A 12900-nucleotide genomic window follows, 5' to 3' on the forward strand; every position below is an offset into this window, starting at 1 on the left:
TTTAACTCGTTTGTTATTTGCTTTTTCTTTTAGATTTTGAGTGATTTTAAAAAAAATGTGCCGATTTTGTACCTCGAAAAACGAACGAGTTTTTTTTTTGACCTATTATCACACATACTGGTACTAGAATTTGCTCAGTTTATAACAGAAAGAGCTTTACCAGATTGGTGGCAACTCCTTTTTTAGGCTTGATATAATTTTACCACAAAAAAATTAATGACATTTTGAGAAAAAAATAGTCCGAAATTGCTGTTTCAATTGTACAGAAGAAAACGGTGTACCTGCCAAAAATATCAGCAGAAAACAAGATTGTTAATAATTTATTATGTTAAAAAAAAGCAAAGTCGTTTTTTACATTGTAGTATTTTTACTTAGATTTGAACCATGTCAATATTTAACTATTATGCTAAAGATTGCCAATTAAAATCGTTAAAACTTACATTACTATCAATCAAAACCTCACAAAAAAATTATGAATTTCACAAAAAAAAGCCACTATACTTCTGCAAACCTGTTTAAAAAAGTGCAATTTCAATTTCTACTATAGAATCTTCACTCTCTCTTTTTACCCAAAAACAAATTACATAACAAGTGCATTAATTTTCTATTTCTAAAAAAAATAGAATAGGAACTATAATGCCTATTTTTCAAAAAACCATAACCAATTAATGAGACAAACAATACTATTATTATTTTGCTTTCTTTCTTTATCAACTACTTTACAAGCACAAAAATCAGGCACGGTTAAAGGATATGTAACAGATACCATAAATCATTCTACTTTAACGAATGCATCAATCTCTTTGTTAAGAGCAAAAGATTCCATTTTAGTAAAATTCACCCGAGCCAAAGAAAATGGTTATTTTGAGTTGAATAATATTAAAGCCGATAAATTTATTTTACTGGTTTCTTATCCCAAATATGCTGATTTTGTAGATCAATTTTCTGTTGATTCCACAAAGTTAATCAAGGATTATGGTAAAATTAATTTAGAAGATAGAGGAAAAATACTATCTGAAATAATTATCAAAGGCAATAGAGCCGCCATGAAAATCAAAGGAGATACATTAGAATTTGACCCAAAAGCATTTAAAATAGAACCTAATGCAAAAGTGGAAGATCTGATAAAACAATTCCCAGGAATACAAATTGACAAGGATGGAAAAATTACCGCTCAAGGCGAAACTGTAACCAAAGTTTTGGTCGATGGTGAAGAATTTTTTGGTGATGATCCCACTTTAGTTACAAAAAATCTACGTGCGGACATGGTTGATAAAGTACAATTGTACGACAAAAAAAGTGATCAAGCCGCTTTTACAGGAATTGATGATGGTCAGAAAACCAAAACGCTGAATGTTAAACTTAAAGAAGACAAAAAAAATGGTCATTTTGGGAAATTAGAACTCGGAGGAGGAACTGATAATTTTTACAAAGGTCAAGCCATGTTTAATAAGTTTTGGGATAAGAAAAAATTAGCGACTTATGGTATTTTTGGCAATACAGGACAAGTAGGATTAGGATGGGGAGATAAAGATAAATATGGCCAAACAAGTTACCAAGTAACTGATGATGGCGGTATTTATTTTACAAACAATGGAAATGATGAATTTGACAGCTGGGATGGACAATTTAATGGCGAAGGAATTCCTGTAGCTCAAACTGGCGGAATACATTTTGACAATAAATGGAACAAAGACAAAGAATCTATCAATGTAAATTATAAAATTGGTGATATCAAACTTTCAGGAAATCGCAATGATATTAACCAGCAAAATTTAAGTTCTAGCAGTATTTATAATACTTCAGACAAGAGTTTTGAGAAAAACATGACTAAAAACAAACTTGATCTAGCTTACGAAATTAAAATTGATACTACTTTAACATTAAAATTAAATGTAGATGGATTATTTAAAAAGAGTAATTCAAGTGACGCAGAAACGCGAAAAGGTACTGACGAGCAAGGTAATCAATTGAATAATTTGAAACAAACAACTACAAACGATGTTGATGATAAAACATTTAATATAAATACTTTATTAACCAAAAGATTTAAAAAAACGGGGCGAACATTATCTCTTAATTTAAGTCAATCAAGTACAGATAGCAAAAGTAATGGTTATTTAAATTCTAGAGCTGAATTTTTTACACCATCTGTAATTAGTCCCGATAGCACCAAAGTAGTCGATCAAAACAAAGTCAATAATATTAGTAATACCGCTTTTAAATCAAATTTAATCTATACCGAACCGTTATCCAAGAGCCTATCTTTAATTCTTAATTACGGATTCAACATTAGTAACGGTAAAGCTGATCGTAAATCTTTTAATCAAGATACAAATGGTGATTATACTGTTTTGGATTCCATCTTTAGTAATAATTATGAATTAGACCAAACGATAAACCAAGTTGGAGCGATTTTCAACTACAAAAAAATAAAACTGTTTTTTCTGCTGGTTCTAAATTTAGTGGTGTAAAATTTAAACAATATGATGTTTATAGAGATAGTTCTTTTGATCGAAAATTTGTCAACTACATGCCTCAGATAAGCTATCAATATAATTTTAAACAAAGAGAATCGTTGCGTTTGTCATATAACGGAAACAACGATCAGCCAACATTAGAACAAATACAACCGATACCAAATAATCAAAACCCATTAAATACGATTTTGGGTAATCCAAATTTAGATCCTTCGTTTAAAAATAGCTTTAGAGGGAATTATTATTCGTATAAAGTACTTAGCAATCAATATTTTTCGGTTAATGGATCGTATAATTTTACTCTAGATCCAATCATAAGTAATGTGGTTACAAATGAGAGAGGTCAAAGTATTTCTCAATTTGTAAACCTAAAAAACAAAGCCGCAACAAGTTATTATTTGAATAGTAATTTTGGCAAAACGATCAAAGCCATAGACATGTCGGCAGGAATTGGTTTAAGTGCCAGCAAAAATTTAAACTATAATTACATCAATACAAAACTGAATCAAACTAAAAATTCAACTTATTCCCTTAATTTAAACTTATCTAAGAATAAAGAAAAAAGTATAATTTTAATGCTAGCTTCGGACCTACTTACAACGTTTCTGATGCAAGTATCAACGAAAATAGTGATAGTAATGGTTGGGGGTTTAATGGAAATTTCTGGTCCAGTGTACAATTGCCTTTCAAACTAGAAATTAGCACAGATGGTAATTATCAATATAATGGAAAAACACAAGTGATTCAGGAAAGTTTTGAACGTTTTATTTGGAATGCATCTGTCACCAAAAAATTCTTAAAATCAGATAATTTAAGAGTTTCTATAACGGGAAGAGATCTTTTGAACCAAAATGTAGGATTTAATCGTTCTGCATCCAATGGAAATATCAACCAAAGCACTTACACAACTATCCAAAGATACTTTATGTTCTCTGTAAGCTGGGATTTCAGCAAAATGGGCGGAGGAGAAATTAAACAAAACTAAAATCATGAAAACAATGATAAATCGCATCTTACTTTTAATAATTGTATTGGCAAGCTGTAATACTTTTGCACAAAATGAGCAATTAGTACAAAATAATCACTTTGTACAAAATGGCGTAATCGAATTTGAAAAAAGTCAAATATGTACGCTTTGATTACAAAAAAATAAAAGGAGAAACGGAGAGTTATTATAAACTAGCTTTTGAAAGTTATAAAAAAACAATCCACAATTCAAAACTGTAAAGAGTACACTCACCTTTTCAAAAAACAAAAGTTTATATAAATGGAATGAAACCAATGAATCAACAAGCAACGCCAATTGGATTGCAGATGATGCAATGGCTAATTTAAAAAATATTATCGCCACAGATCTAGATACCCAAACCAGCATTACCCAAAAAAACGTTTACGATGATTTATATTTAGTTAAAGATAGTTTGCGTAAAATCAACTGGAAAATTACCGATGAAACCAGAGAAATTGCAGGTTACGAATGCCGTAGAGCAAATGCTATAGTTCTTGATTCTGTTTATGTTGTTGCCTATTACACCATTCAAATTCCATTCTCAGGCGGTCCTGAATCTTTTACAGGCTTACCTGGAACAATTTTAGGCTTGGCAATGCCTCACGAAAATATGACGTGGTTTGCCACAAAAGTTACTGAAATTCCAGTATCTGACAAAGATTTAGCTCCACCAATTAAGGGTAAACCTACTGATAACAAAGCACTAAACAAAATACTTTTGGATGCTTTGAAAGACTGGGGAAAATGGGCAAGAAAGACATTGCAAGCCTACTCCTTGTAACAAGCTATTAAAACTTGTTTTTTCTGCAAATTCACAAAATACACTTCTTGTATTTAGAAGTTTAAAAAAGTTTGTTTCATTTTGTGATATTTTTAAAAAACTTTAATTAAAACAAAAAGGTGCGTTTCAATATGAAACGCACCTTTTTGTTTTAATAATATTATGTTCTTACTTAATTTCCTTTGGTTTTATAAATGAAAATCCTAATTTGATTTGTAACCCTGCAGAAAAATAATTGCTCTTTTGCACTATCATTTTATTTCTTGAAACACCGTTTGCCTGCGTATTTTCAATTCCGTTTGGATTATACAAAACAATATTGGTATTTTCGGTATTTTTTGCTAAATCAGAAAATCCGTAGTCAGCAAATACACCAGTATAAAACTGTAAATTCTCTTTTAATTTGAAAGTCAAGCCTGTTTCTAAACTTACTAAAAATGAAGTCTTAAGATCTGCCGATGTTTTATCCTGCCAATTGTTTACTTTACCAAATCCGTGCGAAGGCAAATCATCAATAACAAGATCTGAATCTGGATAATAACCGCTTAACTGTAATTCATCAGCAGAAGCTTTTATGTTTTGTTTTCCGGGAAATAAAACTTTTCCTCCAAAACCTAGATACCACTGTGATTGGCTTGAAACTGAGGTTCTGTATTGTAAAAGAACAGGAATAGCAAAAGAAACAAAATACTGTTTTTCTTGATAATTTTTCGGTGAAACTCGATATTCAAATGCCGACATCTGGTCATCAACTTCATTTGAATTGATTGTTGTTCCTTCATACAGCTTAAATGTATTTTGATTGTAAAAAACATCTATGCCAGTATTAATTCCCCAGTGATTATTTAAAAAATAAGTGTACCCAATTCCTAAACCGCCACCAGTTTTCAAATTTCCATCCCCCTGAGAACTTTCATAAAGAATCCCTGATGGACCTCCACTAAGCTTTATACTAGTTTCTTGCGCTTGTATTGAACTATATAATAAGAATATCGCAATTGCAATTTTGATTTTCATTTTGATTTTGATTTTCATTGATCCTAAATTAAAACTCATTTTACTTTACCAAGACATTAAGTGTTTTCTTCTCACCATTTGATAAAGTAAGCATTACGATATAAATAGAAGTTTGCGAAGGTGCAATTATTTGGTTTTGAGTTTTCACATTAGAAATAGTCTGAATTAATTTTCCGTTAATGTCAAAAATATCAATAATGGCACTTTTAAGCTGTGCTTCACTAAAATTACATTCTAAGGTAAATTCACTCGAAGTTCTTACCGGATTAGGATATATTTTCATATTATTTGAAAATACTTTTCCAGTTATTTCAAACAAACAAGATTTAATTTTGTTTCCGTTTTTATCTATCGCAATAACATAATAAGTGCCATTTAAAGCTTGATTTTCGCTGAAATACTGTCGAGTTGCGCCAGAGATTGCTGTTCCGTTTTTATACCATTGCCAAGAAACAAAATCTTTGTTTTTATTATCAAAGAAAAGAACATCAGACCAATGTCGCGATATAAGTCCGCCCTGCGTAACTTCAATAGGTTTTATAACTGCCACAGCTGGATTATGATTTTGATCTCCATTCTGAGATGCTGTAATTAATGTGCTTCCCGAATTTTTTATTACCAAATTATTACCTGAAACCTCAGCAATATTACTATTCGCAACCGAATAAGTTATTGGCAAACCACTATTTGAAATTGCATTAAGATTTAAGTTGTTTTCGGTTTCACAGCCAAATTGTAAATCTTGATTCCATGTAATCAATTGATCAGCTTTAGTGATTTCAAAAACAGTACTTTCAAAAACAATTTTATAATTTTCTCCAGCATCAATTGTTCCAACATTAATTTTGTACTTTCCAGCATTTTCACCAGATTCTCGTGAAAGAACTCCTGTTATAATTGTATTTGCATCACCATTTACAAGTCCGGAAACCGTATATTTAAAAACGGGATCCGTTGTGCCAAAAACTTTCTGATGTCCTGTTGAAGCAGTAATCGTAAGAGTATATTTGTTTGTGGTGAAATTAACTTCATTTCCGTAAGCTACAAATCCATTACTATTTATCGCATAGGCTTTTACATAATATTTTGTATTCCCTTTTAAATTAATCAACGTTGAAGTAATTGATCCTAATGAACTGCCTACAATAACTTTGTTATCTGTTATCATCGGATTTGATGTAAGCGAATAAACAAATCCTGTTTCTGCTAAACATTTTCCATCATTTTTTTCCGAAGAAATTGTTCCAGAAACTACTGCTCCAGAAACTGTTATATTTGTTGGAACTAATGTATTTGCTACAAAAGGCTCAGGTTCTTCAATTACTACTGTTTTAGAGATAGAGCAAGAATTTTCATCTGTAATGGTAATAGAATATGTTCCCGCTGTAAGTCCACTTGCAGTAGCTTCGTTTCCTCCTTTTGGCGACCATAAATAAGTATAGGCTCCTTTTCCTCCACTCACATTTATAGTTGCGGTTCCATCATTTCCATTATAACAAGATACATCCGTTTTTGAAGTTATAGCTTCAAGTAATGCTGGCTCTGTAATTGTAAAACTCTGTGTCGCTGTACAAGAATTTGCATCGGTAACGGTTACTGTATAAGTTCCAGCACTCAGTCCTGAAGCTGTAGCAGAAGTTCCACCAGATGGAGCCCAAGAATAACTGTATCCCGGTTTTCCTCCGCTTACGCCCACTGTTGCCGATCCTGTATTTGATCCATTACACGTAATATTGGTTTGAGAAACTACTGTTGCTGTAAGAGCGTTTGGCTCTATAATTGTAAAACTTTGTATCGCTGTGCAAGAATTTGCATCGGTAACGGTTACTGTATAAGTTCCAGCACTCAGTCCTGAAGCTGTGGCAGAAGTTCCTCCAGACGGAGCCCATGAATAGCTATATCCCGGTTTTCCTCCACTTACATTAACTGTCGCTGATCCTGTATTTGATCCATTACAAGCAATATTAGTTTGAGAAACTGCTGTTGCTGTAAGAGCATTTGGCTCTGTAATTGTGAAACTCTGTGTCGCTGTGCAAGAATTTGCATCGGTAACAGTTACTGTATAAGTTCCAGCGCTTAGTCCAAAAGCTGTGGCAGAATTTCCTCCAGATGGAACCCAAGAATAACTGTATCCTGGTTTTCCTCCACTTACGCCAACTGTCGCTGATCCTGTATTTGATCCATTACAAGCAATATTGGTTTGAGAAACTGCTGTTGCTGTAAGAGCATCTGGCTCTGTAATTGTAAAACTTTGTGTCGCTGTGCAAGAATTTGTATCGGTAACGGTTACTGTATAAGTTCCAGCGCTCAGTCCCGAAGCTGTGGCAGAATTTCCTCCAGATGGAGCCCAAGAATAACTGTATCCTGGTTTTCCTCCGCTTACGCTAACTGTTGCCGATCCTGTATTTGCGCCATGACATAATAAATTAGTTTGTGACGGTGTAATTTTTAATGCAGAAGGCTCAGTAATTGTAAAGTTTTTTACAATCGAACAACCATTTGCAGAAGTTATCGTTACTGAATAACTACCAGCCACAAGATTGCTTGCAGTATTACTTGATCCACCAGTCGGTGCCCAAACATAAGTAAAAGGACCCGGCGCTCCAGATGGAATTACGGAAGCGGATCCCGTATTAGCACCATTACATAAAATATCGTTTTGCGATGCTACAGCAGTCAAAGTGTTGGTTGTGTGAATTACAAAATTTTTAGTAATGGTACACCCATTACTGTCTGTAATTAAGCAAGAATAACTACCATTATTTAATCCTGTTGCTATCGCTGTTGTTTGACCAGAAAGTGACCATAAATAAGTATAAGGGGCTACTCCTCCACTCACACTAACAGCCGCTTGTCCAGACGACATACAGCTTGTATCTATTTGACTTGTTGTAGCGCTTAATACTGCAGGCTCATCAATTCTGATTGATTTGGTAATAAAACAACCATTAGAATCGGTAATTTTACAGCTGTAGATTCCAGTTGCCAAGCCAGTTGCAGTTGTCGCCGTACCGCCTGAAGGTGACCATAAATAAGAATATGAGCTAGTGCCACCTGAAGGAACTACTGTTGCCGTTCCGGTTGCGCCACCATTACATAAAACATCTGTATGAGAAATTGATGCCGCCAATACTGGTGGTTCATCTATAGTAACACCAACGGTGTATGTACAAGTATTTCCATCTTGAATTGTTACCGTATAATTTCCTTTAGAAAGTCCAGACGCAGTAGCGGTATTTCCTCCGGCAGGCGCCCAAGAATAAGAATATGCCCCAACTCCACCAGAAGCTATTACGGTTGCAGAACCATTTGATCCTCCATTACATGAAACATCCGTTTTTGTTATGGAAGCAGATATTTGATCCGGAGTACCAACAGTAATAGTTTTTGTCAAGGTACATCCCTTTGAGTCTGTTATTGTACAAGTATAATCTCCGGCACTAAGTCCCGTTGCTGTTGCCGCAGTTCCGCCGAAAGGTGCCCAAGAATAAGTATAATTTGGACTACCTCCTGATACGCTTACACTAGCTACACCATTTCCTCCTCCAAAACAACTAACTGCAACTGATGCCGTTGTTGCTGAAAGACTTGATGCAGGTTGAATAATTGTAAAACTCTGCGTTGCTGTACAAGAATTTGCATCGGTAACGGTTACTGTATAAGTTCCTGCAGTGAGACCTGTCGCTGTTGCTGAAGTTCCGCCAGAAGGAGACCAAGAATAAGAATATGAGCCTGTTCCTCCAGTCACACTTACCGTTGCTGATCCAGTTGCATCCCCATAACATGCAATATTTGTCTGAGCCACCGCTGTTGCTGTAAGCTTCGTTGGTTCAATAATCGTAAAACTCTGCGTAGCTGTACAATTGTTTGCATCAGTCACCGTTACTGTGTAAGTTCCTGCTTCAAGTCCCGAAGCAGTAGCAGAAGTTCCGCCAGATGGAGCCCATGAATATGAATATGAGCCTCTTCCTCCAGTCACATTTACCGTTGCTGATCCAGTTGCACCTCCATGACATGCAATATTTGTCTGAGAACCTTTTGATGCTACAAGCTCATCTGGTTCTGTAATAGTAAAATTCTGGGTTGCTGTGCATGAATTTGCATCAGTCACAGTTACGGTATAGGTTCCTGCGCTAAGACCTGTTGCTGTTGCCGTAGTTCCACCAGAGGGAGACCATAAATATGAATATGATCCTATTCCTCCCGTCACAACTACTGTTGCAGATCCATTATTTGCTCCATGACAAGAAATATTAGTTTGAGAATCTCTGGATGCTATAAGCTCATTTGGTTCTGTGATGGTAAAACTCTGCGTTGCTGTATAAGAATTTGCATCAGTCACTGTAACTGTATATGTACCTGCTCTAAGGCCAGTTGCTGTTGCTGAAGTTCCTCCAGAAGGCAACCAAGAATAAGAATATGCTCCTGTTCCTCCGGTTACGCTAACCGTTGCTGATCCTGTTGCTCCTCCATGACAAGCGATATTTGTCTGAGAAGCTTTTGATGCTATAAGTTCATCGGGTTCTGTAATAGCAAAACTCTGCGTTGCAGTACATGTATTATCATCGGTCACTGTTACTGTATAAGTTCCTGCACTGAGACCTGTTGCAGTTGCTGAAGTTCCGCCAGATGGAGCCCATGAATAATAATATGAGCCTGTTCCTCCGATTACATTTACTGTTGCTGATCCAGTTGCTAGCTCCGCGACTAGCAATATTTGTCTGAGAACCTTTTGATGCAATCAAAGCATCTGGTTCTGTAATAGTAAAACTCTTTGTCGCTGTACAAGAATTGGCATCGGTCACTGTAACTGTGTATGTACCTGCGAGCAAGCCCTGTTGCTGAGGCATTCCTTCCACCGGAAGGAGACCATTGATAGGTATAGTTTCCTGCACCGCCTGTTACAAATGCAGTAGCTGAACCATTGGCTGTTCCCTTGCAGGATGCATTTGTTTGTGATGGAGTGATAACGATAGCATCAGGTTCTGTGATCGTAAAACTCTGCGTTGCTGTACTTGCATTTGCATCGGTCACTGTAACTGTATATGTTCCAGCTGTTAGTCCGGTTGCTGTAGCAGAACTTCCGCCAGAAGGCGACCAAGAATACGAATATGATCCTATTCCTCCCGTCACACTTATTGTTGCTGATCCTGTCGCCGCCTCCATGACAAGTGATATTTGTCTGAGAAGCTTTTGATGCTATAAGTTCATCAGGTTCTGTAATTATAAAACTCTGCGTTGCAGTACATGCATTATCATCGGTTACTGTGACTGTATAAGTTCCTGCACTGAGACCTGTTGCAGTTGCTGAAGTTCCTCCAGATGGAGCCCATGAATATAAATATGAGCCTGTTCCTCCCGACACGTTCACTGTTGCCGATCCTGTCGCGACTCCGCGAATAGCATTATTTGTCTGAGCTCCTTTTGATGCAATCAAAGCATCTGGTTCTGTAATGGTAAAACTCTGTGTCGCTGTACATGAATTTGCATCGGTCACTGTAACTGTGTATGTACCTGCGGCAAGCCCTGTTGCTGAGGCATTTCTTCCACCGGAAGGAGACCATTGATAGGTATAGTTTCCTGCACCGCCTGTTACAAATGCAATAGCTGAACCATTGGCTGTTCCCTTGCAGGATGCATTTGTTTGTGATGGAGTGATAACGATGGCATCAGGTTCTGTGATCGTAAAACTCTGCGTTGCTGTACAAGAATTTGAATCGGTAACGGTTACCGTATAAGTTCCCGCACTAAGTCCTGAAGCTGTTGCCGCACTGCCTCCAGATGGTGTCCATGAATAGGTATATGATCCTGTCCCTCCATTGGCACTAACTGTTGCTGATCCTGTGTTTGCTCCATGACAAACGATATTTGTCTGTCCAGTCGCTGTCGCTGTTAAGGCATCAGGCTCTGTAATTGTAAAGCTTTTAGTTACTGAATTATAATATGCATCATAAACAGTTACCGTATAGATTCCTGCAACAAGACCAGAAGCTGTTGCACCATTTCCTCCTGAATGATCCCACCAATATGAATATGGCGCAACTCCACCACTTGCGCTTATTGTTATTGATCCTGTATTTGCTCCATTACAGTCAATATTATGTTGCGAAACTAGTGTTGCATCAAGTGCATCTGGTTCGGTAATAGTAAAACTTTGTGTTGCCGTACAGTTGTTTGCATCCCTGACAGTTACTGTATAAGTTCCTTTAGTAAGAAAGTAAGCTGTCGTATCATACACATATAGCCCAGATGGTGTCCATGAATAAGAATACGGTCCCACTCCCCCAGTTACTGCCACAGTAGCAGAACCATCACTTCCACCAATATAAGATACATTCGTTTGTGATGGAGTAGTAACGATAGCATCGGGCTGAGAAACTGAATATGTACTTGTTTTTTCACAACCAGTTGGATTGGTAACAGTCACCGTATAATCTCCAGGAGCAAGTCCTGATCTATTTTTTGTAGTTATTCCATTACCCCAATTATAAGTATAGTTTCCATTTGTTGGAACTGTTAAAGTGATTGCACCATTGTTTCCTCCATTACACGAAACATTAGTAATAGATGCTGTATGTTCAATCAAATTGAATTTTATATTTCCCCTAGACTGCCCTCGTTCTTCTGCAATTCTAAATTCAACTTTACTGTTATTATCTAAAAACCCTTGCCAAACATTTGTATGTGACTCACAACAATTATTGTCTCCAAATACTTGTACATCATCAATAAACAATCTCACCCAATCATCGTGCATTGGAATATCAATTTGATAGTATCCGCAAGGAAATCCTTGTCTTTTTGCACTCCAAGAATGATCATCACCATTTACTTTACATCCTTGGTAACCTGCAACTGAAGACGGAACGTCATAATCTTCGAAATAATCCTCCGAATTAAAGCTTAAAGTATTAGCCGTAAAATAACCGGAATAGTCTGCTTGCCAAGCGTCACCGCTAACAGCTCCTTTATTCCAGGCATATACATTCCAAGAATTATTGCCATAAACTGTCGGGTCACCTACTGAAGTTGTAGGAGCGAGAGTAATATCAACTGTTCCAAGGGTCGAACAATAGGTAACATTGTCCGTTACTCTTACTGTATAACTTCCTGCCGAAAGCCCTGTTACTGATTGTGTAGTTTGTAACGCTGGTGTATTCCAAAGGTAGCTATAATTTCCAGATCCACCTTTTACCGCTACTGTTGCTGAACCATTTACTGCACCAGTACACGAAGCATTCGTTTGGACTGCAATTGCTTTTGCCTTTTGAAAACATTCACCTATCCCTATATTAGCAAAAACCATATTATTATTGGAGTCCATTACTTGTACATAATAAAGCCCTTGACTTAAATTAGATATTGTTTGAGTACTTTGCCCATTTGACCACGAATATGTGTAAGGAGGAAATCCATTCACAATATTGGCTGTAATTGATCCAGTTGGCGAATTAGAATCTATATCCGTCTTAGTCAAGACAACTTTCATTTGCCCAAACATATTGGCCGAGGCAAAAAGGATAAGAATAAATGTAAAAATTAAATGTAGTTTTTTCTTCATATTTTGGGGTTAGCTTGTTAACTTATACGATTTAAAATCAACAAAATAAGCT

6 protein-coding genes and 3 pseudogenes are annotated in these 12900 nt (G+C 36.1%); 4 read left to right on the forward strand and 5 right to left on the reverse strand.

Translation table 11 applies throughout. From position 1 onward, the window contains the following. Window positions 1–668: 668 nt before the first annotated feature. From ACQ9BO_RS17465 to ACQ9BO_RS17480, 4 genes and pseudogenes are all read left to right on the forward strand, one after another. Window positions 669–2474: a hypothetical protein gene (locus tag ACQ9BO_RS17465; RefSeq protein WP_431241758.1), complete on the forward strand. Its 1806-nt coding sequence runs from the start codon at window positions 669–671 to the stop codon at window positions 2472–2474. Next, entirely contained in the window at window positions 2384–3175 is a 792-nt protein-coding gene (locus ACQ9BO_RS17470; RefSeq protein ID WP_431245145.1) for an outer membrane beta-barrel protein, read from the forward strand. Before ACQ9BO_RS17465 ends, ACQ9BO_RS17470 begins: the two co-directional genes overlap by 91 nt. Then, the gene (locus ACQ9BO_RS17475; protein WP_431245146.1) at window positions 3097–3465 is read left to right on the forward strand and encodes an outer membrane beta-barrel protein; all 369 of its coding nucleotides are present in this window, start codon (window positions 3097–3099) and stop codon (window positions 3463–3465) included. The genes ACQ9BO_RS17470 and ACQ9BO_RS17475 overlap by 79 nt, the downstream gene beginning before the upstream one ends. Window positions 3466–3712: 247 nt before the next feature. Next, a pseudogene (locus ACQ9BO_RS17480) lies at window positions 3713–4270 on the forward strand (GLPGLI family protein); the annotation flags it as partial. Window positions 4271–4438: 168 nt separating this feature from the next. Here the strand turns inward: ACQ9BO_RS17480 and ACQ9BO_RS17485 are convergent. The 5 genes and pseudogenes from ACQ9BO_RS17485 to ACQ9BO_RS17505 all read right to left on the reverse strand — a co-directional run. Next, a complete protein-coding gene (locus ACQ9BO_RS17485; protein ID WP_431241759.1) occupies window positions 4439–5287 on the reverse strand; it encodes a hypothetical protein in 849 nt (282 codons plus the stop codon). Between the two features lie 40 nt (window positions 5288–5327). Then, window positions 5328–10001, reverse strand: a complete 4674-nt coding sequence (locus ACQ9BO_RS17490) for a T9SS type A sorting domain-containing protein (RefSeq protein ID WP_431241760.1) — start codon at window positions 9999–10001, stop codon at window positions 5328–5330. Then, window positions 9995–10321 carry a SprB repeat-containing protein gene (locus tag ACQ9BO_RS17495; protein ID WP_431245147.1) on the reverse strand — a complete coding sequence of 109 codons (327 nt, stop codon included), beginning with the start codon at window positions 10319–10321 and terminating at the stop codon, window positions 9995–9997. Before ACQ9BO_RS17495 ends, ACQ9BO_RS17490 begins: the two co-directional genes overlap by 7 nt. A gap of 84 nt (window positions 10322–10405) precedes the next feature. Next, window positions 10406–10453 (reverse strand): annotated as a pseudogene (locus ACQ9BO_RS17500) (hypothetical protein); the annotation flags it as partial. A 163-nt stretch (window positions 10454–10616) separates the two neighbouring features. Next, a pseudogene (locus tag ACQ9BO_RS17505) lies at window positions 10617–12848 on the reverse strand (hypothetical protein); the annotation flags it as partial. Window positions 12849–12900 lie beyond the last annotated feature (52 nt).

Source organism: Flavobacterium sp. P21 (assembly GCF_050632225.1).
Classification (GTDB): Bacteria; Bacteroidota; Bacteroidia; order Flavobacteriales; family Flavobacteriaceae; genus Flavobacterium.

What these genes read in the sequence shown, in the direction of transcription:
- ACQ9BO_RS17485 (WP_431241759.1), bottom strand. Translation starts at nt 5,287, where the DNA reads ATGAAAATCAAAATTGCAATTGCGATATTCTTATTATATAGTTCAATA.
- ACQ9BO_RS17465 (WP_431241758.1), top strand. Translation starts at nt 669, where the DNA reads ATGAGACAAACAATACTATTATTATTTTGCTTTCTTTCTTTATCAACT.